The organism is Pseudomonas asiatica (genome assembly GCF_009932335.1).
Taxonomy (GTDB): Bacteria; Pseudomonadota; Gammaproteobacteria; order Pseudomonadales; family Pseudomonadaceae; genus Aquipseudomonas; species Aquipseudomonas asiatica.
Genome location: NZ_BLJF01000001.1, coordinates 3,747,143 through 3,769,606, shown reverse-complemented (window position 1 = coordinate 3,769,606; position 22,464 = coordinate 3,747,143). Strand labels below are relative to the sequence as shown.

21 protein-coding genes are annotated in these 22,464 nt (G+C 64.5%); 11 read left to right on the top strand and 10 right to left on the bottom strand.

What is annotated here, in order from left to right:
* Positions 1-80: 80 nt before the first annotated feature.
* The gene (locus tag GYA95_RS17505) at positions 81-2,522 is read right to left on the bottom strand and encodes a penicillin acylase family protein (protein ID WP_015271546.1); all 2,442 of its coding nucleotides are present in this window, start codon (positions 2,520-2,522) and stop codon (positions 81-83) included.
* Positions 2,523-2,900: 378 nt separating this feature from the next.
* Positions 2,901-4,241, bottom strand: coding sequence for an aminotransferase-like domain-containing protein (locus GYA95_RS17500; protein WP_015271545.1), 1,341 nt, complete (start codon positions 4,239-4,241; stop codon positions 2,901-2,903).
* A 154-nt stretch (positions 4,242-4,395) separates the two neighbouring features.
* Here GYA95_RS17500 and GYA95_RS17495 point away from each other — a divergent pair, with 154 nt between their 5' ends.
* Positions 4,396-5,592, top strand: a complete 1,197-nt coding sequence (locus tag GYA95_RS17495; protein WP_015271544.1) for an MFS transporter — start codon at positions 4,396-4,398, stop codon at positions 5,590-5,592.
* Positions 5,593-5,646: 54 nt separating this feature from the next.
* On the opposite strand, the gene GYA95_RS17490 is transcribed toward GYA95_RS17495, so the two are convergent.
* From GYA95_RS17490 to GYA95_RS17475, 4 genes are read right to left on the bottom strand one after another with little or no spacing between them, the layout of a single operon-like run.
* Entirely contained in the window at positions 5,647-5,844 is a 198-nt protein-coding gene (locus GYA95_RS17490; protein WP_003258907.1) for an SEC-C metal-binding domain-containing protein, read from the bottom strand.
* Positions 5,845-5,851: 7 nt separating this feature from the next.
* Complete coding sequence (locus GYA95_RS17485) at positions 5,852-6,337, bottom strand: LEA/WHy family protein (protein WP_015271543.1); 486 nt, start codon at positions 6,335-6,337, stop codon at positions 5,852-5,854.
* Positions 6,338-6,339: 2 nt separating this feature from the next.
* Positions 6,340-6,816, bottom strand: a complete 477-nt coding sequence (locus tag GYA95_RS17480) for a YchJ family protein (RefSeq protein ID WP_015271542.1) — start codon at positions 6,814-6,816, stop codon at positions 6,340-6,342.
* A gap of 2 nt (positions 6,817-6,818) precedes the next feature.
* Positions 6,819-7,313 carry a DUF6231 family protein gene (locus GYA95_RS17475; protein ID WP_015271541.1) on the bottom strand — a complete coding sequence of 165 codons (495 nt, stop codon included), beginning with the start codon at positions 7,311-7,313 and terminating at the stop codon, positions 6,819-6,821.
* 159 nt (positions 7,314-7,472) lie between these two features.
* On the opposite strand from GYA95_RS17475, the gene GYA95_RS17470 reads away from it, so the two are divergent.
* The 4 genes from GYA95_RS17470 to GYA95_RS17455 all read left to right on the top strand — a co-directional run bounded on the left by GYA95_RS17470 (position 7,473) and on the right by GYA95_RS17455 (position 10,099).
* On the top strand, positions 7,473-8,165 hold the full coding sequence (locus tag GYA95_RS17470; protein WP_003258902.1) for an OmpA family protein: 693 nt from the start codon (positions 7,473-7,475) through the stop codon (positions 8,163-8,165).
* A gap of 89 nt (positions 8,166-8,254) precedes the next feature.
* Entirely contained in the window at positions 8,255-8,974 is a 720-nt protein-coding gene (locus tag GYA95_RS17465; protein ID WP_015271540.1) for an OmpA family protein, read from the top strand.
* Positions 8,975-9,072: 98 nt separating this feature from the next.
* Positions 9,073-9,348 carry a DUF1145 domain-containing protein gene (locus GYA95_RS17460; RefSeq protein ID WP_013973933.1) on the top strand — a complete coding sequence of 92 codons (276 nt, stop codon included), beginning with the start codon at positions 9,073-9,075 and terminating at the stop codon, positions 9,346-9,348.
* Positions 9,341-10,099, top strand: a complete 759-nt coding sequence (locus GYA95_RS17455; RefSeq protein WP_015271539.1) for a hypothetical protein — start codon at positions 9,341-9,343, stop codon at positions 10,097-10,099. The genes GYA95_RS17460 and GYA95_RS17455 overlap by 8 nt, the downstream gene beginning before the upstream one ends.
* A gap of 151 nt (positions 10,100-10,250) precedes the next feature.
* Here the strand turns inward: GYA95_RS17455 and GYA95_RS17450 are convergent, their stop codons facing one another.
* Entirely contained in the window at positions 10,251-10,715 is a 465-nt protein-coding gene (locus GYA95_RS17450) for a CopD family protein (protein ID WP_015271538.1), read from the bottom strand.
* A 98-nt stretch (positions 10,716-10,813) separates the two neighbouring features.
* Here GYA95_RS17450 and dinG point away from each other — a divergent pair, with 98 nt between their 5' ends.
* From dinG to pdxH, 5 genes are all read left to right on the top strand, one after another.
* Entirely contained in the window at positions 10,814-12,958 is a 2,145-nt protein-coding gene (gene dinG / locus GYA95_RS17445; protein WP_013973931.1) for an ATP-dependent DNA helicase DinG, read from the top strand.
* A gap of 81 nt (positions 12,959-13,039) precedes the next feature.
* Positions 13,040-15,274: a beta-galactosidase gene (locus tag GYA95_RS17440; protein WP_015271537.1), complete on the top strand. Its 2,235-nt coding sequence runs from the start codon at positions 13,040-13,042 to the stop codon at positions 15,272-15,274.
* A 257-nt stretch (positions 15,275-15,531) separates the two neighbouring features.
* Positions 15,532-16,677, top strand: coding sequence for an EstA family serine hydrolase (locus tag GYA95_RS17435; protein WP_015271536.1), 1,146 nt, complete (start codon positions 15,532-15,534; stop codon positions 16,675-16,677).
* Positions 16,678-16,776: 99 nt separating this feature from the next.
* Positions 16,777-17,754 carry an OmpA family protein gene (locus GYA95_RS17430; RefSeq protein WP_015271535.1) on the top strand — a complete coding sequence of 326 codons (978 nt, stop codon included), beginning with the start codon at positions 16,777-16,779 and terminating at the stop codon, positions 17,752-17,754.
* 18 nt (positions 17,755-17,772) lie between these two features.
* Positions 17,773-18,420 carry a pyridoxamine 5'-phosphate oxidase gene (gene pdxH, locus GYA95_RS17425; RefSeq protein WP_015271534.1) on the top strand — a complete coding sequence of 216 codons (648 nt, stop codon included), beginning with the start codon at positions 17,773-17,775 and terminating at the stop codon, positions 18,418-18,420.
* A 40-nt stretch (positions 18,421-18,460) separates the two neighbouring features.
* Here the strand turns inward: pdxH and GYA95_RS17420 are convergent, their stop codons facing one another.
* A complete protein-coding gene (locus GYA95_RS17420) occupies positions 18,461-18,694 on the bottom strand; it encodes a hypothetical protein (RefSeq protein WP_015271533.1) in 234 nt (77 codons plus the stop codon).
* Positions 18,695-18,840: 146 nt separating this feature from the next.
* Between GYA95_RS17420 and GYA95_RS17415 the strand changes: the two genes are divergently transcribed.
* Positions 18,841-19,305 carry an outer membrane lipoprotein gene (locus GYA95_RS17415; protein WP_013973925.1) on the top strand — a complete coding sequence of 155 codons (465 nt, stop codon included), beginning with the start codon at positions 18,841-18,843 and terminating at the stop codon, positions 19,303-19,305.
* 69 nt (positions 19,306-19,374) lie between these two features.
* Here GYA95_RS17415 and nhaA read toward each other — a convergent pair whose 3' ends face one another.
* Both nhaA and GYA95_RS17405 read right to left on the bottom strand, forming a co-directional pair.
* A complete protein-coding gene (nhaA, locus tag GYA95_RS17410) occupies positions 19,375-20,550 on the bottom strand; it encodes a Na+/H+ antiporter NhaA (protein ID WP_015271532.1) in 1,176 nt (391 codons plus the stop codon).
* 249 nt (positions 20,551-20,799) lie between these two features.
* The gene (locus GYA95_RS17405) at positions 20,800-22,407 is read right to left on the bottom strand and encodes an NAD(P)/FAD-dependent oxidoreductase (protein ID WP_015271531.1); all 1,608 of its coding nucleotides are present in this window, start codon (positions 22,405-22,407) and stop codon (positions 20,800-20,802) included.
* Positions 22,408-22,464: the final 57 nt, after the last annotated feature.

Sequence of the window (22,464 nt, the reverse complement as noted above, 5' to 3'; positions counted from 1 at the left end):
GTGCCGCACCTGTCCGGGAACAGTGCGGCACCGAGGATGCTAGGTAGCTGGGTGGCTGCCGGTAAGGAGGAAAGGCTCCACTAGCGCCCAGGCACCAACGTCAAACGCTGGTTGCCATACGCCCGCCCGAAGTTCTGCTGCTGCAGTGGCAGGCTCATGAAGCGCCCTTTGAACCAGGCATCCAGCCCATCGCTGTAATGCGTGCTGGCCGGGTTGCCGGACTGCCCGCTGCTGGTCAGCACCTGCAACGGCTCGGCCTGGCCGAAGTCGACGATCATCCGTGCCGAGGCCGGCAGGCGGGTGTCGAAGTCGCTGCCCCAAGCGTATGGCGTCAGGGCCAGGGTGGTAAAGTCGCCACCGGCAGCCAGCGGCGGGCGACCGAGGGCATCGCCCAGGCCATGGTAGGCCGGTGCAGGCCAGCGGTACTGGTGCAGCTTGCCCCACTGCCAGGCGCGGCGGTCGGCTCCCAGTTGAGCGGTGCCGGCATCCACAGCACCAGCCAGGCTGCGGGCGAGAATGGCCGGCTTGTCTTCTTTCTGCGGGGTATTGCGGTCATCCCAGAGCGGGCTGTCGTCGCGGCCCAGCAGGTGGTCGGCCTGCGCCGAGAACGACAAGCGGGCATTGCTGACGAACGCCTGCCAGGCCGGGCCGGATTCCGGGCCCAGGTCATCAAGGAAGGTTTGCCGGGCGACTTCCTGGAGGAACAGTTCGTACAGTGCGGCATCGGCCGACACCGGGCTCAGGCGGCCATCGAAGGCCTTGAGCCGGGCCAGCGCGTCGCTGGCCTTGTCGCGCTGTGCGGCGGGCAGGGCGTCGATCGCCTGCTTGAGCGGCTGGGCCATGCCCGGGGCGTCGAACATCTGCTTGAGCTTGTCGGCCAGCAGGGTGGTCTGGTCGTTCTGCAGGGCCATCAGGCTGCGGCTGTCGTGGCGGCCATTGCCGGCCAACTGGGCCAGGCGCTCGGCGCGTTCTGGGTAGTACCAGGTGCTGGACAGCTGCATGCCATAGCCACGCGGAAGGCTGCGCTGGTTGGCGTGGCCGATCCAGCCGGCGGGCGGGTCCTGATCGTAAGGGTGCAGCATCGGGTCGGCATAGCCGTCCCAGTCGTAGCGCCCGTCCCAGCCAGGCGACGGCAGCAGGCCCTGGCCTTCGCGGCGGTTGGGGTAGCGGCCACTGACTTGCCAGCCGATGTGCTCGGGTTCGGCGAAGACGAAGTTGAGGGCGGCGGCGGTCACTTCACGGGTACTGTCGAAGGCACGCTCCACGCTCTTGGCACGGGTCAGGTCGAACAGCGCATCCAGGCTGCGGTCGCCCTTGAACTGTGGCAGGTTCAGCGCCAGGCCCAGGCTGGCATTGCCTGGCTGGGCCAGCAGGGTGCCGTGGCGGGTGTCGTACATCACCTCGCGCAGCGGGCGCTGGCCGCGGACGAAGAAGGTTTCGCTACGGGCGCGGGCCGGCAGCCATTTGCCGTCGGCGAGGTAGCTCAGTTGGCTGCCCTGGTGGCGCAGTTGCTCCAGATACAAGTCCTGGTTGTCGGCCATGACCGCGCTGCTGCTCCAGGCCAGCTTGCCGTTGTAGCCGGCCAGCACGATCGGCAGGCCAGGCAACGACAGGCCGGCGACCTGGTACTTGCCGGTGTGGATCTGCACCGGGCTCAGGGCCCAGGCGGCTCGGCTGTCGCAGGCCAGCAAGCTTTTGCCGCTGCGGCTGCGCTGCGGCGCCAGGGCCAGGTTGGCCGAGCCCGGGCTGCCCAGAAGGTCGAGGTCGGCCAGCTTCTGGCTGGCGGCTGCCAGGGCTGGCAGCCCCGGCAACTGGCTGGCCAGGTTCAGGCCCTTGAGCTTGTCCACTTCGGCTTCGGCCAACGGCTCGTCCGGGGCACCGGGTAGCAGCCAGGCCAGCTTGTCGCTGCCGGCTTTTTGCGCCAGGGTCAGGGCGCTCAGTTCTTCCTGCAGGTTCACCGACTGGCTGAACGCATACAGGCTGAAGATCAGTGCCGAGTCCTCGGGCTTCCAGTATTCGGGGCGGTATCCACTGCTGGCCAGGCCGGCGGGCAGCTTGTCGCGGTAGCGGAACAGGTAGGCGTTGACCCCGCGTGCATACACTTCGAAGAAGCGCTTGAGCCGTGGCGACGCGTCGGCGTACTGCTGGGCGGCGCTTTGCTTGAGGTTGGCCGCGCGCATCAGGCGGTCGATGTCCAGCGCGTCGCTGCCGGCCAGTTCTGCCAGGCGGCCCTGGGCCAGCAGGCGCATGGCGACCATCTGCTCGATGCGGTCGCCGGCATGCACATAGCCCAGGCTGAACAGGGCGTCATGGAAGCTGCTGCTTTCGATCAGTGGTGCGCCCATTGCGTTGCGCCGTACCGAGACGTTCTGCGCCAGGCCCTTGAGCGGCTGCACGCCGCTGGTCGGTGGCACGCTGCCCTGGTAGCCGCCCGTCTGGCAGCCGGCCAGCCCGAGCATGCCGAGCAGCGTGGCAGCGGTTGCGAACCGCGGGCGGAATGGAGGAAAGGCGGAGGCGGCCATGACAAGGGCTCCTGCAAGGCGTGGCGGGTTTCGAAAGGCGCTAAGGTAGTGAGCGCGCAGGCGCCGTGCAAGGTCCCTGGGCGGTTTATTTTTTGTGCTTGGCGTGGGGTGTGTGGTGCCTGTGAGATCGAGCGCCGCCCGCGCGGCGCTTCGCAGCACAAGGCTGCTCCTACATTTGTTTCAGGCCAATTATTCCTGTGAGGTTTGTGCGCGAACGCTTTGGCGCATGGCTCGATATCGCGTTGTACGAACAAGGCGGTCGCGTGCACTGGCATAGGCATTACTGGCCCGAAACAGATGTAGGAGCAGCCTTGTGCTGCGAAGCGCCGCGCGGGCGGCGCTCGATTTGCGCGCCACCTCAAAAATCAAGACATGCACTCAAACCTTGAAATGTTCGGCCACGGCGTCGGAAAAGTGCGTGCAATTGATGCGAGCAAGGCGTTGATAGTCACGGCTGACGGCGAAGGCCGAGCCTGGCATCAATAGCACCTTGTGCTGTTCCAGGCGACGCATGAAGGGCTGCAGGTCGGCCAGTTCGGGGTGGTAGACCCACAGGAACATGCCACCTTGGGGCGTTATGTCGAATTGCCAGCCACGCGCCCGCAACAACTGCTGGGTCTGCGCCTGCTGCCGGATCAGGCGCTGCTGCAGGTCTTGCATGTGCCGGGCATAGGTGCCGTCGGACAAGATGGTGTTGACGAAGCGCTCGCAAAACGCCGGTACCGCCACGCAGGTCAGCAGCTTCAGGCGTGTCAGCGGCTCCATCAGCTCTGCCGAGCAGGCGATGTAGCCCACGCGCAATGAGGCGGACAGGCATTTCGAGAAGCTGCCGATGTAGATGACCCGCTCAAGGTTGTCCAGTTCGGCAAAGGTCTGGCGCACACCCGGGCTGAAGTCGCCGTAGACATCGTCCTCGACCACGAAGAAGTCGTGTTCCACCGCCAGGCGCAGGACGCTGAAGGCATTGTGCGGGCTGATGTTGCCGCCGGTCGGGTTGTGGAAGGTGCTGTTGCAGAAGAGTGCCTTGACCTTGTGCCTGGCCAGGTGCTCCTTCATGTCTTCAACGTTCGGTCCGTCCTGGGTTCGGCGCACCCCGACCACATGGCCGCCGGCCAACTGGATCAGCTTGATCAGGTTGCCATTGCCAGGCTCGTCGACGAACACGTGATCGCCTGGCTTGATCAACAACCGCGCCACCAGGTCCAGCGCTTGTGTGGCGCCCAGCGTAGTCAGCAACTGACTTGGCCGGGCATCCACACGGGTCAGGCGTTTCAGGTGCACGCACAACTGCTTGCGCATGGGCAGGTAGCCCTGGATGTCGCCATATTCTGCCAGCGAACTCTGCTCCAGGCGTGCCGTGCGCCGAATTGCCCTGGCCAGCAGCTCGGTGTCTCGCCAGGCGGGTGGCAGCCAGCCGCTGCCCAGTTTGGTGTAGTGCTGGCCCCCCTGCAGCAACTTGAACAGCGGGTCGTCGGCCATGCCTGCGGGCGTATCCACTGTGCCGGTTTGCCGTGTGTGGCTGGCGACGAAGTAGCCGCGGCCAGGAATGGCGGTCAACACACCTTCGCTTACCAATCGGGCATAGCTGGAGACGACATCGTGGTAGCTGCAGCCAACCGCCGCCGTCAGCTTGCGGATGGACGGCATGCGCTGGCCAGGCAGCCATTCGCCGGCTTCGAGGCGCTGTTTCAACTGGTCATGAAGGCTGTGCGGGCGCATGGCGGGTCCAGCAGCTGTTAGAAAAAACAGCCTAACAGTTAACTGGAAAGCGCGTCGACTGTTCGAACTACAGGGCGCGGCAGATGCCACCATGCACCTGTCGGCATCTTTCCAATGCAGAATTCCACCCGTCCACCAACCGTGAGCACACGCCATGTCGAGCCCCCTTCCACGGCGCACGTACCTGTATTTCACCGCGCAATCGATCAACCTGACGACTGCGGTCATGTCCGTGACCATGGCGGCCATTGTCGGGGCGGCGCTGGCGCCTGCTGCCACATGGTCCACTTTGCCCTATGGGTTCCAGTTCCTTTGCCTGATGCTGGCTACCTATCCGGTCTCCAGGCTGATGAGCCGCATTGGCCGCAAGCGCGCCTTCATGCTGGGCTCGGTCCCTTTGGCGGTGTCTGGCATCAGTGGTTACCTGGCGGTGCAGTACCAGCACTTCCCGACGCTGGTGATCAGCCATTCGGCATTGGGCATCTACATTGCGTTTGCCAACTTCAATCGCTTCGCGGCCACCGACAATCTGGCCCAGAACCTGAAGCCCAAGGCGCTTTCCCTGGTGGTGGCCGGTGGGGTGATCGCTGCCGTGGTCGGGCCGGCGCTCACCGAGTGGCTGAGGGACGTTGGTGGGTATCCGCTGTTTTCGCTGTGCTACGCCGCTTTTGTCGGCCTGGCGGTGATGTCGTTGCTGACAGCGGCCTGCCTGCCCGGCGATACCGGCACCGCCAGTAACGACCGTGCAGCGAAACCGGCTGGCACGACCGCCGAGCCGCTGAGCCCGGTGGTTGCCGTGGCCATGGCGGTGGCCGCGCTGGGCTACGGCATCATGAATTTGCTGATGATCCAGGCGTCCATGCACATGAAACACATGCATGAGGACTTTTCCGACGTTCGCTTGGCGATTCAATGGCATGTGATTGCCATGTTTGCGCCGTCGTTCTTCACCGGCGCCATCATCCACAAGCTCGGCATCAGGGCCACCATCTGTCTCGGCCTGTGCCTGCTGATCGGTTGCACGGCCATGAACATGTGGTCGCACAGCTACGCGATGATGACCTTGTCACTGATAGCCCTGGGCCTGGGTTGGAACCTGACCTACGTGGGCGGTGGGGCGCTGTTGGCGCAGACGCTGCAAAACAGCCCGGCAGCGATGCAGATGCAGGGGAAGAACGATCTGGCCATTGCGGTGTTCGCGACCGTTGGTGCATTCAGCCCATCGCTGTTGCTGGGTACGGTCGGCTGGGATGGCACCAATGCCATTTGCATGGCCCTCTGCATCGTGCTGCTCATGGCCACCGCAGGGTTGCTGCAGCGCAAGGTTTCAGGGCCTGCCAGGGCCAGTTAGACCCCGGCTACCCTCCGCGCGGCCCGCAGCAGGGACGCGCGAGTGCTGTTCAGGTCAGGCGCCGTGGCACTTCTTGAACTTTTTCTGGCTACCGCACGGGCATGGGTCGTTACGGCCAACGTCCTTCAGGGCGTTGCGTACCGGCTCCTGGTGGCCGTGGTTGCAGTGCGGGCCGTGTACATGGCCATGATCGTGGTGGTGATCATGATCGTGGTTGCAGTCAGGGCCATGAACGTGGGGTTGCTGGGACATTGCAGGGTCACTCCGGTTTGTAATCGCCGGGGATTATCTCACCACTGCGCGACAAGTGCAGGTCCCGATGGATGAGCAACCCGGTCGCCAGCTCGCCCTGCAGGCTGTAATGCAGTGGTTGTTCGCTTTTCAGCAGCTTGGCCAGCGGTTTCAGGTGCTGCCACAGGTTGGTCCGTGCGGTGATCTTGAAAGTACGCCGGGCATGCCCGCCGACACTGCGCCACACGCTGGTTTCATCCTGCACCAGCAACAGGTCGTTGAGGCGTATGGCATACGACAGGTTGCGGATGAACAGGCGGCTGTCATTGGGGTTGTCGATTCGCAGATGCAGCACGAACTCCTGCTCCAGCAACCTGGCCTTGACCGTCTCCACCTCGACCAGGTGCACCTCGGGTTCGCGCCAGTCGTCACCGCCCCAGCTGGCGCAGCCCGCCAGCAGTGCAAGCCATGCCATCAGGGTGGCGAGCAGCAGCGGGCGGGTGCGGGCGATCATGGTCAGCTACCCACGTAACTGGCGCAGCATTTCTTGAACTTCTGGCCGCTGGCGCAGGGGCAGGGGTCGTTGCGCCCGGCCTTGAGCCCGACCGTGGGGTCGATGAAGTACCAGCGCCCGGCGTGCTGGACGAATGCCGAGCGCTCGCGGTGCTGATGGTCACCCTCCTGGTCGTGCCAGCGTGCAGTGAAGGTGACAAAACCGTGCTCTGGCTGGCCGCCCAGCACCTCTGCGCTTTCCACCTCCAGGCCCAGCCAGGTGCTCTGGGCGCTCCAGGCGGCCATGGCGGCACGGTCCAGGCCGGCTTGCTGGGCCGGCAGGGTGGTGGCCACCAGGTAGTCGACCAGGCCCAGCACGTAGGCACTGTAGCGTGAGCGCATCAGCGCCTGGGCATCCGGCGCCGGGGTGCCGGCATGGTAGTGCCCGCAGCAGGCGTCGAGCAGGTTGCCACTGCCACAAGGGCAGACCGAGACACTCATCATCACCACCAGTACTTGCCGAAGTTTTCAGGGTTGGCCCAGAACTTGGCATTCAGCCAGTCCGGTACCTGCTTGTAGTCATGTAGATCATAGGTGAACAGGCTCAATACCTGCTGGTCACGGCGGAATTTCTCGCTGGCCGACAGGGCAAGGGCAAAGAAATCGGTGTCCTGCCAGCCACAGGCGGCCAGGTCGGCCAGCACAGCGACCCGGCTGGCATTGAGGTTGCGAATGCCACCGAGCAATTCCAGGCCGGTGCGTTTTGGCAGGTGCTCCAGGCAGTCCACCAGTACCGCCAGGTCAAAGCGCTGGGCTGCCAGTTCTGCCGGCAGCGGGCCTGGGGCGGCCGTGGCGATGGTTACCTGTGGGTGCGCCTGGGCGAAGGCGTCCAGCGCCGGGAAGCGCGTGCCCACCAGCAGCAGGCGTTGCGGAGTGAAGCGATCGAGCAGGGCCGCCAAGGCCTGCTGCGGGGTGCGCTGGGAAAAACCGTCGGTCATTGCCAATCCTCGTTGAAGTCATCCAAGACTAGCGGGCCGCAGCGTGCGGGCAAAGAGGCATGTGACTGTGTCGTGGCTTATTGGTGGCAGGGATCAGATGCTCGGTCTTTACTCCCTGAAATCGGCCTTATGCCGATTCCCCCTAGGAGAAGCAATGAAATGAGCATAGTACGCACAGCGATACCCCTGGTTCTGCTCACCAGTGTGTTGACTGGTTGTGCAGGTTTGCAAAAGACCGACTGGCCGAAATGTGCCGCCGTCGGGGGTGTAAGCGGCGCTGCCCTGGGCGCCATCGAGAGCTCCAGCTGGGCTGGTTGGGGCGCGTTGCTGGGCGGTGGCCTGGCGGCGGGCTATTGCTGGGCCCATGGCGATGGCGACGAGGATGGTGACGGTGTGCCGGACAGCCGTGACAAGTGCCCAGGCACCCCGCGCGGTGTGCAGGTCGATGCCAACGGCTGCCCACCGGAGCCGGCCGCGGTGGTCGAGGAAGTGGTGGTGCAGAAGGAAGAAGTCATCGTCATCCGCGATGTGCACTTCGAGTTCGACTCTGCGCGCCTGACCGCCAGCGACAAGGAGCGCCTCAACACCATTGCCACGCGCCTGAAACAGGAGGCGCCGTCCGCCCGCCTGAGCGTCAGCGGCCATACCGATAGCGTCGGCTCCGACAGCTACAACCAGAAACTGTCCGAGCGCCGTGCCCACTCGGTGACCGATTACCTGGTCGAGAGCGGTGTGCCGCGCAGCAGCTTCGTGTCGGTGGTCGGTGCTGGTGAAACCCAGCCGGTGGCAGACAACGCCACGGCCGAGGGGCGTGCCATGAACCGCCGTACCGAGATCAAGATCCAGCGGTAGACCGGCGTGCGCCCGTGCCTTGAGCAGTGGCACGGGCGCGTCTTCACGGCGGTCAGCCGTCCGTGGCCAATGACACAGGAGCATTCAGCATGAGTGTGACGTCGAAGGCGGCGCTGCCGCTGTTGGTGGCTGCCAGCCTGCTAGCGGGCTGCGCCACCCACAGCGATGGCAGCGCGCCGCTCAACCAGAGGACCTGGCCCATCTGCAGCCTGCTCGGCGGCCTGGTCGGTGGTGGCCTGGGCGCCATCGAAAGTTCGAGTTGGGCGGCTGGCGGCGGTGCCCTTGGCGCCATCGCCGGGGGCCTGATCTGTTACGCCCAGGATGGCGACGAAGATGGCGACGGCATTTTCGACCGCCGTGATCGTTGCCCCGATACCCCCGCCAACACTGCGGTCGACCACATGGGTTGCCCGTTGAGGGTGTACCCCGCATCGCCGCCTGCCACTGAACCTGAACCCTCGCCGGAGGTGATCATCCTGGATGACAACGGCGCGGTGATGTTCGCCTTCGATTCCGCCGAGCTGACCCCGGCGGCCCAGCAGCGTCTGCAAGGCCTGGTGGCAAAACTCGATTCACCGACGGTGGCCAAGGTAAGCGTGATCGGGCATACCGACAACGTCGGCTCCGACAGCTACAACCAGGCACTTTCCGAACGCCGCGCCAGCAGCGTGGCCGTTTACCTGATCGGCCAGGGGCTGGAGGCGGGCAAGGTCACCAGCCAGGGGCGCGGCGAGAGTGAACCGCTCACCGACAACGAAAGCGAGGAGGGCCGTGCCCGCAACCGACGGGTGGAACTGCACCTCAACTGAGTGGTGCTGGCGCCTGTCCGGGCATTGCAGTTAATGTTGGTCGCACGGCCCGCTCGAACGGGCCGTCTCGACATAACAACAATCCATGGGGGCGGGATATGAAGTTCATCCTGGGCTTGGGCAAGGTCCTGACTGTCGCTTTCTGGGGGGTGGTGCTGTTCAATCAGTTCATGCCACAACCCTTGCCCTTCAACCTGCTGATCAACGCCGCCGGCATCACCTTGCTGGGCCTGCACCTGCTTGAAGTGCTGTTCTTCAATGGCAGCTTGCGCGGCCGCAGCCACCGCTGGTTCGATCGTTTGCAGATCCTGTTGACGGGTATCTTCCATGTCATGTCCATCCCCCGTGTGCAGGAGGCGCCGCGAAATGCGTAATCTGATGTTATTGGCCATGTTGGCCGCTCCCCTGGCCCAGGCCGAAAGCCTGGAGGTCGCTGCCAATTCCATGCTGCGCCTGCCCGACAAGTCTGCCAGCGTGCACCTGGCACAGTTGCGTGTCGCCGATGCCGCAACCCTGCTGCTGCCTGCCACGCTCGCGGAATTGAAGGTCGACCAGCTGGAGCTGGGGCGCGATGCGCGTATCGCCATTGCACCTTCCGATAGCCCGTTGCTGATCGAGGCGCGCAGTGCGCGGCTGGGTGAGGGTAGCGAATTCAGTGCGCCGGGAGCGGCGGGTACTTACCAGCGGGGGGCCCGGTCAGGCCGCAGCCTGGACCTGAAACTGGCTGAAGTGGATGCCGAGCGCCTGGCCATCGATGCCCGTGGCGGTGCCGGTGCGCCGGGGTACGTGGGGCTGGATGGCGCCAACGGCCAGGCCGGTGGCTGCACCTGGGGCCAGGCCAGCCGCGGTGCCAACGGCGATGACGGCGGCAACGGGCACGATGGCGCGCCGGGTGGGCGCATCCGCCTGAGCGTGCCGCAGGGCTTCCCGCAGGAACGCATCGTGGTCCGCCTGGACGGCGGCGCACCGGGCAAGGCCGGGGCTGCTGGCAAGGCCGGCAAGGGCGGCGCTAGCAAGGGTTGCCTGGTTTACCGCACAGACGCCGGCGCCAACGGCCGGCCGGGGCAGCCGGGCCAACCTGGGTTGGCCGGCGCTGTAGGTGAGCTGATTCTGCAGCGCCTCTGAAGCCTTGCCGCGCCCCCCTGTAGGAGCGGCCTTGTGTCGCGATGGGCTGCGCAGCAGCCCCAGGATTTCAGCGCCTTCGCACAAATTGCCGGGGCTGCTGCGCAGCCCATCGCGACACAAGGCCGCTCCTACAGGGGCCGAGCAGATCCTGTCAGAGCATCAGCCGCGAACTGGCCACGGCTACCACCGCCAGACCGAGCAGCAGGTTGATCCCCACCATCCGCCGAATCCGTCCCAGCACTGCCGCACCCGCCGGCCAGTCCTCGGCCTGCACTGCCCCCCTCAATTCCGGCAGCAGCAGCGCCTGGATGCGCATGAACAGGGCAAACATGGCGATGCCCCCACCGATCATCACCTGCACATATTTCGGTGCAGTCTCGAAGCCGCTGAAGCGCATGTGCAACATGCCGATACCACTTATCGCCAAAATCGCCACTGCCAGCCAGACCCAACCGAAGAAGCGTCGGAAAACTTCCACCCACAAGCGCAGCCGGGCAGGCCCTTCAAGGGCTGCAACCGTTGCCGGGCGCAGCACCAGCCAGGCGAAGAACATGCCGCCGACCCACACCAGGGCGGCCAGGACATGCAGTGTGTAGGGCAGGGCAAAGGCAAGCATCCGGATCTCCATGCGGCATAAAGGGCAATAGCGGGGTATGATAGCCGCCCCATGCGAAACACTGAAAATATATCCAGCCCTCCGGGCGCCTGCAGACCATGATCAGCAACGAACTCAAAGCCACCATCCAGGGCGCCTATACGCGTTTTCTCGAAGCCAAGAGCCTCAAGCCGCGCTATGGCCAGCGCCTGATGATCGCCGAAGTGGCCAAGGTGCTCGGCGACATCGCCTGCGACGAAGAAGGCCGCCGTGCCGGCGAGCCTGCCGTGGTGGCAGTGGAGGCGGGCACCGGTACCGGCAAGACGGTGGCCTACAGCCTGGCTGCCATTCCGGCCGCCAAGGCCGCCGGCAAGCGTTTGGTGATCGCCACCGCCACCGTGGCGCTGCAGGAGCAGATTGTCTTCAAGGACCTGCCCGACCTGATGCGCAGCAGCGGGCTGAACTTCAGCTTCGCCCTGGCCAAGGGCCGTGGCCGCTACCTGTGCCTGTCCAAGCTCGACATCCTGCTGCAGGAGGGCCACGCCCAGTCGGCCACCGCCCAGCTGTTCGAGGAAGAAGGCTTCCACATCGAAGTCGACGAGCGCAGCCAGAAGCTGTTCAACAGCATGATCGAGAAGCTTGCCGGCAACCGCTGGGACGGTGACCGCGACAGCTGGCCCGAAGCCCTGGAAGACCAGGACTGGGCGCGCCTGACCACCGACCACAGCCAGTGTACCGGCCGTCATTGCCCGAACTTCCAGCAGTGCGTGTTCTACAAGGCCCGCGAAGGCATGGGCAAGGTCGACGTGATCGTCACCAACCACGACATGGTGCTGGCCGACCTGGCCCTGGGCGGCGGCGCGGTATTGCCCGACCCGCGCGACACCATGTACGTGTTCGACGAAGGCCACCACCTGCCGGACAAGGCTATCGGCCATTTCGCCCACTATTCGCGCCTGCGCTCTACTGCCGACTGGCTGGAGCAGACCGCCAAGAACCTGACCAAGCTGCTGGCCCAGCACCCGCTGCCCGGTGACCTGGGCAAGTACATCGAGCAGGTGCCGGAGCTTGCGCGGGAAGTGCGCACCCAGCAGCAGTTCATGTTCACCCTGTGCGAGCAGGTTGCCGACTTCCGCCCCAGCGAGGACAACGAAGGCCGTGAGCGCCCGCGCTACCGCTTTGAAGGCGGCGTGGTGCCGGAGCAGATTCGCGAAGTGGGCATCGAGCTGAAAAAAGGCTTTGCCCGCCTCAACGACCTGTTCACCCGCTTGGCCGACCTGCTCAAGGAAGGCATGGACGGTGAGGTCAACATCGGCATCGCCAGCCACCAGGCCGAGGAGTGGTACCCGCTGTTCGGTAGCCTGGTCACCCGTGCCCAGGGCAACTGGGAACTGTGGACGGCCTTTACCGCCGAAGATCCGGAAGACAGCCCACCCATGGCCCGTTGGCTGACCCTGGCCGAGAGCGGTGCGCTGTTCGACATCGAAGTCAATGCCAGCCCCATCCTGGCCGCCGAAATGCTTCGCCGCAGCCTGTGGAGCGTGGCACATGGCGCACTGGTGACCTCGGCGACGCTGACTGCGCTGGGCAAGTTCGACCGCTTCCGCATGCGCTCGGGGTTGCCCCGTGACGCGGTCACTTGCGTGGTGCCCAGCCCGTTCGTGCATGGCGATGCCGGCCTGCTGCGGGTCCCCGACCTAAAGGCCGACCCGCGCGATGCGGCGGCGCATACCGCAGCGATCATCCGCGAACTGCCGAACATCGTCGAAGATGCCCGTGGCGCGCTGGTGCTGTTCTCCTCGCGCAAGCAGATGCAGGACGTGTTCGATGGCCTGGACCGTGACTGGCGCAAGCTAGTGCTGATCCAAGGCAACCTGTCCAAGCAGGAAACCCTGAACAAGCACAAGGCACGGGTCGACGATGGCCAGCACAGCGTGCTGTTCGGCCTGGCCAGCTTTGCCGAGGGTGTCGACCTGCCGGGTGCCTACTGCGAGCACGTGGTTATCGCCAAGATTCCTTTTGCCGTGCCTGATGATCCGGTCGAAGCGGCGTTGGCCGAGTGGATCGAAGCTCGCGGCGGCAACCCGTTCATGGAAATTGCCGTGCCCGATGCCTCGCTGCGGCTGATCCAGGCCTGCGGCCGCCTGCTGCGAACCGAACAGGACCGCGGTGTTATCACCTTGCTTGACCGGCGCCTGGTCACCCAGCGCTACGGCAAGGCTATTCTCAATGCGCTGCCGCCGTTCCGGCGGGAGATTTCCTGACCGCCGGAGCACACTTGCTCCGGTGCGTTGTCCATTACTCAGTCGTGGGCCATGAGGGCCCTGAAGGAGAGCCCCAGCCTTATGGTCCGCCGTACCCTGCCCGCCGTTTTTGCCCTGTTGTTCAGCTCGCCGTTGCTGGCTGGGCAGCAGACGCTTTTCAGCTTCGTGCGCCCGGCCTCGGTGGTCAATGTGGCGACCGAGGATGCCGGCATGCCGCAGTACAACGCGGAGCAGACGGCCGAAGGTGAAGTGTTGCGGCGCGTGGTGTTCAACCCGGCCGAGCGGCCGACCCTGCGCCTGAGCCCGCAAAGCGGTGTGTGGGACTGGTCCGGCGGTCAGTTCCTGACTTTGCGCCTGCAAAGCGCGATGGATTGGGCGCTGACCGTGGACGTGGTGGTGCAGGGCAGTGATGGGCGCACGTTGACCAGCCGCATCGACCTTCCGGCCGGTCCTGCACAAACCGTGATGGTACCGCTGACGGCCAGTTCGCCATTGAGCCAAGGCATGCGCGCCGGCCCGCCCATGCCCTGGAACCATGGCGGCCAGCGCCTGCTGCTGACCAGCAGCGCGGGTGCGGTCGACCTCAAGCAGGTGACGTCGGTCAGCCTGAGTATCCCCAACCCCAAGGTGGCGCAGAACCTGCTGATCGAGCGGGTGGGCATCCAGGATGACGACCAGGCATACAAGGCGGCCTACCAGGAACTGATCGATGCCTATGGCCAGTCCACCCGCGGCCATTGGCCAGAAAAGGTTACCAATGACGAGCAGCTCAAGGCGGCCGATGTACGCGAGCAGCAACAGCTCAAAGGCTGGCTGGCAGAGCGTGGCAAGCAGCAGCTGGACGCTTACGGAGGCCTGCTGGCCGGGCCGGCGTTCGAGGCCAAAGGCTTCTTCCGCACCGAAAAGCGTGACGGCCGCTGGTACCTGGTAACGCCCGAGGGGCATCCGTTCTATTCCCTGGGGGTGAATGCCGTCGCCGCGGATGGCGGGCGTACCTACGTCGCCGGGCGTGAGGGGATGTTCAAGGGGTTGCCGGTTGAGGGGGATGCACTGGCCGCATTCTATGGTGATGGCAACAACGACGATGGCAACCCCTCGTCGCAAGGTCGCAACTTCAAGCAGGGGCGCTGGTTCGATTTCTATGCCGCCAACCTGCAGCGCACCTATGGCAAACCCTGCCCGCCCGCGGTAGAGGGGCAGCCAGCAAGCTGCCCACCATTGGCGCTGGATACCGCCCGCTGGCAGGCGCATGCGCTCGACCGCCTGCAGGCCTGGGGTTTCAACACGGTCGGCAACTGGAGCGAACCGGCCCTGGGCCAGACCAGGCGCATGCCGTACACCTTGCCGCTATCGATCGTGGGGGATTACGCCAGCATCAGCACTGGCATGGACTGGTGGGGCCGCATGCCCGACCCGTTCGACCCGCGTTTTGCCATGGCCACCGAGCGCGCCGTGGCCATTGCCGCCCGCGATCACCGTGACGACCCCTGGCTGATCGGCTATTTCGCCGACAACGAACTGGCCTGGGCCGCCCCCGGTAGCGACCCAAAGGCGCGTTACGGCCTGGCCTACGGAACCTTGCGCCTGACTACCGACGTACCGGCCAAGCGCGCCTTCCTCAAGCAACTGCGTGACAAGTACCGCAACCAGGAAGGGTTGTCCAAGGCCTGGGGCATCGAGCTGAGCGCCTGGGAACTGATGGAGGACCCGGGTTTCGAGGCACCGTTGCCGAACCCGGAGCACCCGGAAATCGAGCGTGACTACCAGCACTTCCAGCAGGTGTTCGCCGAAACCTACTTCAGGACCATTGCCGACTCGTTGAAGTGGCATGCGCCCAATCACTTGCTGCTGGGTGGCCGCTATGCCGTCAGCACGCCGGAGGCGGTCAAGGCCTGCGCCGAGTTCTGCGATGTGCTCAGCTTCAACTTCTATACCCTCAAGCCGCAGGATGGCTACGACTTCACCCGCCTGGCCGAGCTGGACAAGCCGGTGTTGGTGTCCGAGTTCCAGTTCGGCTCGCGCGATCGCGGGCCGTTCTGGCCGGGGCCGCTGGAAGTGGCGCGGGAAGAGGACCGTGGCCCGGCCTACGGCAACTTCCTCAAGGCGGCCCTGGCGCAGCCGATGATCGTTGGCGCGCACTGGTTCCAGTACCTCGACCAGCCGGCCAGCGGCCGCCTGCTCGATGGCGAGAACGGTCACCTAGGGTTGGTGGCGATCACCGATATGCCATACCCGGGGTTTGTCGATGCCGTGCGCAAGAGCAACTTGCAGGCAATGAGCCAGCTGCGCGTCCAACTGGAAAAACCGGCGCCCTAGCAACCGGCTGACGCGGTCTTGTGTAGGAGCGGCCTTGTGTCGCGATGGGCTGCACAGCAGCCCCAGGATCTCAGCCGCAATGCACAAATTACCGGGGCTGCTGCGCAGCCCATCGCGACGCAAGGCCGCTCCTACAGGGGCACCGTTCGTCCTGGCTGCCATTCGTCGCGACCACTTGGCCCAAGCCAGTTTGCAAAACACGCAACTACTGAAACAATGCACACCATTTTCGGAATTGGTCGTACGGAGAACAGCGGGTGCAGATCCAGGGTCACTATGAGCTGAAGTTCGAAGCAGTGCGCGAAGCCTTCGCCGCGCTGTTCGATGATCCCCAGGAGCGTGGCGCCGCGCTGTGCATCCAGGTTGGTGGCGAAACCGTGGTCGACCTGTGGGCCGGCAGTGCCGACAAGGACGGCCAGCAGGCCTGGCACAGCGATACCATCGCCAACCTGTTTTCCTGCACCAAGACCTTCACCGCTGTCACCGCCCTGCAACTGGTCGGCGAGGGCAAGCTGGCGCTTGATGCGCCGGTGGCCAACTACTGGCCCGAGTTCGCCCAGGCAGGCAAACAGGCGATTACCCTGCGCCAGCTGCTCAGCCACCGCGCCGGCTTGCCGGCCATCCGTGAGCTGCTGCCGGCCGAGGCACTGTATGACTGGCAGGCCATGGTCGATGCGCTGGCTGCCGAAACGCCCTGGTGGACACCCGGCACCGAGCATGGCTATGCCGCAATTACCTACGGCTGGCTGATTGGCGAGCTGATCCGCCGTGCCGACGGCCGTGGCCCCGGCGACTCGATCGTGGCCCGTACCGCTCGGCCGTTGGGGCTGGATTTTCATATCGGCCTGGCGGACGATGAGTTTCATCGCGTAGCGCATATCGCCCGTGGCAAGGGCAACGCCGGGGACGCTGCGGCTCAGCGCCTGCTGCAGGTGACCATGCGCGAGCCCGAGGCTCTGTCGACCCGTGCCTTCACCAACCCGCCGGCGATCCTGACCAGTACCAACAAGCCGGAGTGGCGGCGCATGCAGCAGCCAGCGGCCAATGGCCATGGCAATGCGCGCAGCCTGGCGGGCTTCTATGCCGGGCTGTTGGACGGTAGCCTGCTCGAATCAGAGCTGCTCGACGAACTCACCCGTGAGCACAGCCTCGGCCAGGATCGTACTCTGCTCACCCAGACCCGTTTTGGCCTGGGCTGCATGCTCGACCAGCCAGACGTGGCCAATGCCACGTTCGGCCTCGGGGCCCGCGCCTTCGGCCACCCAGGCGCCGGCGGCTCGGTTGGTTTCGCTGACCCGGAACACGATGTGGCCTTCGGTTTCGTGGTCAATACCCTTGGCCCTTATGTGCTCATGGACCCGCGAGCCCAGAAACTGGTACGCGTCCTTGCCAATTGCCTTTGATCGGGTAATGCGGGTATTGCCCCAGCCCTTTGACTATCCTCAATGCCAACGCCTGAAGGGCGTAAGCAAAATTTCTTTCTATTTCATGGTGTATCGCTGATGTCTTCACACAAAACCTTAGCACTCGCCCTGTGCCTGACCGCCGTTACCGGCTGCGCCAGTCACCCCCAGGACGGCTCGAAGGACAGCGCCTCTAGCTGGTGGCCCTTCGGTTCGGACAAGGTTGCCGAGCAGGAAGTGAAGCAAGCCGTCACGGAAAATGTGGCCAAGGCCGACGCCAAGTCCGACAACGCCAGCCGTTGGTGGTGGCCGTTCGGCGGTGAAGAGAAGCAGGCCAAGGGGCCGGTGGTGCCGAAGGTCGACCAGAAGGCCACCCAGGCCTGGCTGGACGAGTACGAGCCAAAGCTGCGTGAGGCGATCAAGGGCAGCAAGCTGGAGCTGGAGCGTCGTGACAACGTGCTGGCCGTAACCATCCCGGTGGACAGTTCGTACAACCCCGATCGTCCGAACATGCTGCTGCCGATGACCCTGGGCCCGATTACTCGTGTGGCCAAGACTGTCGAAGGCGATGCCAAGACCGCCGTGCTGGTGCTCGGCCATGCCGACAGCAGCGGGGTCGCTGCCGCCAACCAGAAGCTCAGCCTGGAGCGCGCCGCTTCGGTGTCGGCCATCTTCCGCCTCAGCGGCCTGCAGCGTGACCGTCTGAACCTCAAGGGCATGGGCTCGGAAATGCCGCGCGCCGCCAACGACAGCGCCGAGGGCCGTGCCCTGAACCGCCGTGTGGAAATGCTGTTGACCCCGCAGAACACCATGGTCGCCCTGCTGGCCAAGTACCAGCAAGCCGCCCCGGCGCGCGCGCCAATGGTGGCGGTGCAAGATGTCAAAGCACCTGCTGCCAAGCCTGCCGACAGCAAGCCGGCCATCAAGGCTGCGGCGAAGAAGCCTGTGACCAAAGCCAAGGCCAAGGCGCCAGCCAAGACCACGGCCAAGAAAAAAGCTGCACCGGCCAAGCCGGTTGCCAAGAAAGCTACCACTGAAAAGAAAGTAGCTGCCAACAGCCCTGCGAAGACCAACTGATCGTCAAGGAACGCAGCAATGACCCAATCCCTGGCCGATATGCGCCGCGACTACACCCGTGATGGCCTGGCCGAATCCCAGGCCCCGGGAGAGCCGTTCGCCCTGTTCCACCAGTGGTTCGCCGAAGCGGTGAAAACCGAGCAGGTGCCGGTGGAAGCCAACGCCATGACCTTGGCCACTGTCGACGGTGAAGGCCGCCCGCACTGCCGTATCTTGTTGCTGAAGGGGCTCGATGAGCGTGGCTTCACTTTCTTCACCAACTACGATAGTGCCAAGGGCCAGCAACTGCTGGTCAACCCTTTCGCCGCCATGACCTTCTTCTGGCCGGCGCTGGAGCGCCAGGTGCGCATCGAAGGGCGGGTGGAAAAGGTCACCCCCCAGGAGTCTGACGCCTACTACCAGGTGCGCCCGCTGGGTAGCCGCCTAGGTGCTTGGGCTTCGCCACAGAGCCAGGTGATTGCCGGTCGTGAGGAGCTGGAGGGACTGGTCAAGGCCACTGAGGCGCGCTTTTCCGACACCCAGCCGCATTGTCCGGAGCATTGGGGTGGGTATCGTTTGCTACCTGAGCGCATCGAGTTCTGGCAGGGGCGGGCCAGCCGCCTGCATGACCGACTGAACTACCGGCTGGTGGATGGGCAATGGCTGCGGGAGCGGTTGGCGCCCTGAGTTTGTCGGGGCCGCTTTGCGGCCCCGGCGCTCCATCAGGCTACCCCGGATACCCTGTAGCCTGCCGTTCCAACCACCCCGCCAACTGCTTGCGCCCCACCTTCTCCACCCGCGCCTGCTCCAGCCTTTGCAGCATATACGCGCGTTTTTCCGGGTCCGCCCCTGCCAGCGACAACGCCAGGTCACGGTCCATCCAGCGGCGCATGCGCACATACAGCCACCAGTGGAAATACAGCCCCGCAACGGTGGTGACCACGACGATGAAGTAATCCATGGCTATCCTTGGTCTCACTTGAAAGGCCTCGACACAGCCGTGCAGGCTGTCCCTTGGCTGAATGAAAACAATTTTATTACGTTTGTACCGTGACAGCCGTCAACGTGCAGCGTCTAATGAGCACCTGACTTATGGAGACCTTACCCATGCGTAAATCCGCTTTGCTGGTGGCGACCTTTACCACCATGTCGCTGTTGCTGGGTGGCTGTGCCTCGAGCCTGACCGGTGACAGCTACTCCCGTGATGAGGCCCGCCGCGTGCAAACTGTGCGCATGGGCACTATCGAGTCCCTGCGTCCGGTCAAGATCGAAGGCACCAAGACCCCGATCGGTGGCGGTGCTGGCGCCATCGTGGGTGGCGTGGCCGGGAGCGCCGTGGGTGGTGGCCGTGGCAGCATCGTCGCCGCCGTGATCGGTGCCGTTGCCGGTGGCCTGGCCGGTTCCGCCGCCGAAGAGGGCCTGACCCGTACCCAGGGTGTCGAGATCACCGTGCGTGAGGACGATGGCAGCATGCGTGCCTATGTGCAGGCCGTGCAGCAGAACGAGATCTTCCGCGTTGGCGACCGCGTGCGCATCATGACCGTCGATGGCACCAGCCGCGTCACGCACTGACCGTAGCCCAACAAGAAAAAACCCCGACATGGCGCTCGCCAGTCGGGGTTTTTTCATGCTGCGGCCAGGTCAGCCGACGTTGGACTTGCGGCTGGCCATGGCGGTTACTGCATAGCCGAACACGGCGGCGAAGAACGATCCGGTGAGAATACCCATGCGGTCCATCCCGGCGTAATCACTGCTTCCAGGCACAAAGGCGAGCGAGCCGACGAACAGGCTCATGGTGAAGCCGATACCGCAAAGTATCGCCACACCCAGCAATTGCCCCCAACTGGCGCCTGCAGGCAGTGCGGCCAGGCGCAGCTTGACCGCGACCCATGTCAGGCCGAAGACACCCACGGTCTTGCCCAGCAACAGCCCCACGGCGATGCCCAGTGGCACCGGGTGGGTGAAGCTTTCTAAGGTCACGCCTGACAGCGATACACCGGCGTTGGCGAAAGCGAACAGCGGCAGGATGGCGTAGGCAACCCAAGGATGCAGGGCTTGTTCCAGGGCAAGCAGTGGTGAGCGTTCGGCATGGCGCGTGCGCAGCGGGATGCACAGGGCCAGGGCGACGCCGGCCAGGGTGGCATGCACGCCGCTCTTGAGCACGCAGACCCACAGGATCAGGCCAACGACCATGTAGGGCCCAAGCTTGACCACGCCAAGCCGATTCATCGACACCAGCAATACCAGGCAGGCGGCAGCCAGCAGCAGCGACATGCTCGACAGGGTGCCCGAGTAGAACAGGGCAATGACGATGATCGCACCCAGGTCGTCGATGATCGCCAGGGTCATCAGGAACAGTTTCAGCGACACCGGCACGCGCTTGCCCAGCAGGGCCAGTACGCCGAGGGCGAAGGCGATGTCGGTGGCTGTGGGGATAGCCCAGCCGGCTATGGCGGCAGGGTTGTCACGGTTGATGAACCAGTAGATCAGTGCCGGTATCACCATGCCGCCCACGGCGGCGGTGGCTGGCAGGATTACCTGGGAGGGCTTGGACAGGTGGCCGTCGACTACCTCGCGCTTGACCTCCAGGCCGATCAGCAGGAAGAACAGGGCCATCAGGCCGTCGTTGATCCAAAGCAACAGCGGTTTGGCGATGTGCAGCGCACCGACCTGAACGGCGACGGGAACGTCGAGCAGGCCGCTGTACAGGTAGGACAGCGGCGAGTTGTTGATTATCAGGGCCAGGATGGCCGCAGCGATCAGCAACAGGCCACTGGCGGCTTCGAGCTGGAAGAAGCGGGTGAACAGGCTACGCACGGGCTATAGGCTCTCCATGAGCAGTTGACAATGGAACGGGCGTACACCCTAGCCTTTGGCGATATGCTTTCAAACAAAAACCATATTCGTTTTTGTTATATGGTATTGCTGGCTGGGCTGCGGGAAAGCCTAGACGCAGATGGGGAAGGAGTGGGGAGGGGAAGTCTGATCTTTGTTGTGGATTTTTCTGATGTCTGCAGTGGCCCTTTCGCGGTTTTACCCGCGAAGAGGCCCTGGCATGTAAAAGGCTCAGAGGCCGAGCATATCCCGCGCCACCGCCTCAGCGATGCGAATCCCATCGACACCCGCCGACAGGATTCCGCCCGCATACCCGGCCCCTTCACCCGCCGGGAACAGCCCCTTGAGGTTCAGGCTCTGGAAGTCCTCACCGCGGGTAATGCGCAGCGGCGAGGAGGTGCGGGTCTCGATCCCGGTCAGCACTGCATCATGCAGGTTGTAGCCCTTGATCTGCCGGTCGAACGCTGGCAGCGCCTCGCGAATGGCTTCGATGGCGAAGTCCGGCAGGCTCGGCGCCAGGTCGCCCAGGGTCACGCCCGGTTTGTAGGACGGCTCGACACTGCCCAGTGCAGTCGACGGCCGGCCAGCGACGAAGTCACCCACCAGCTGTGCCGGGGCCTGGTAGTTGCTGCCGCCCATCACGTAGGCGTGGGCTTCCAGGCGTTCCTGCAGCTCGATGCCGGCCAGCGGGCCGCCCGGGTAATCGCGCTCGGGGTCGATGCCGACGACGATGCCTGAGTTGGCGTTGCGCTCGTTACGCGAGTACTGGCTCATGCCGTTGGTAACCACCCGGCCTGGCTCGCTGGTTGCTGCGACCACGGTGCCGCCCGGGCACATGCAGAAGCTGTACACAGAGCGGCCATTCTTGGCGTGATACACCAGTTTGTAGTCGGCGGCACCGAGTTTCGGGTGACCGGCGTACTTGCCTAGGCGAGCCTTGTCGATCAGCGTTTGCGGGTGCTCGATACGGAAGCCCACCGAGAACGGCTTGGCTTCCATGTACACGCCTTTGGCGTGCAGCATGCGGAAGGTGTCGCGGGCACTGTGGCCCAGTGCCAGCACCACATGGCGCGAGTGCAGCTGTTCGCCGCTCTCCAGCACCACGCCGGTCAGTTGCCCATCCTCGATCAGCAGGTCGGTGACCTTCTGCTGGAAGCGCACTTCGGCGCCAAGGGCAATCATGTCCTGACGCATCTGCTCGACCATGCCGGTGAGGCGGAAGGTGCCGATGTGCGGTTTGTTGATGTACAGGATCTCGTCCGGTGCACCGGCCTTGACGAACTCTTCCAGCACCTTGCGGCCGTGGTGCTGCGGGTCCTTGATCTGGCTGTACAGCTTGCCGTCGGAGAAGGTACCGGCGCCGCCTTCGCCGAACTGCACGTTGGACTCGGGGTTGAGCACGCTCTTGCGCCACAGGCCCCAGGTGTCCTTGGTGCGCTGGCGTACTTCCTTGCCGCGCTCGAGGATGATCGGCTTGAAGCCCATCTGTGCCAGCAACAGGCCGGCGAAGATGCCGCACGGGCCGAAGCCGACCACGATCGGGCGCTCCTGCAGATCGGCAGGGGCCTTGCCGACGAACTTGTAGGTTACGTCTGGCGCCGGGCCGATATTGCGATCGTCGGCGAACTTGCTGAGCAGCTCGGCTTCGTTGCTGGCTTCCAGGTCGATGGTGTAGATGAACAGCAGTTCGCTGTTCTTCTTGCGCGCATCGTAGCTGCGCTTGAACAGGTTGAAGCTGAGCAGTTGCTCGTCGCGGATGCCCAGGCGCTGGACGATCGCTTCACGCAGGGCTTCGTCGGGATGGTCCAGGGGCAGCTTCAGTTCGGTGATTCGTAGCATGGCAGGGTCCAGTATCCCGGCCATGGGCGGCCGGCGGCTTTACACAAACCGCCAAGT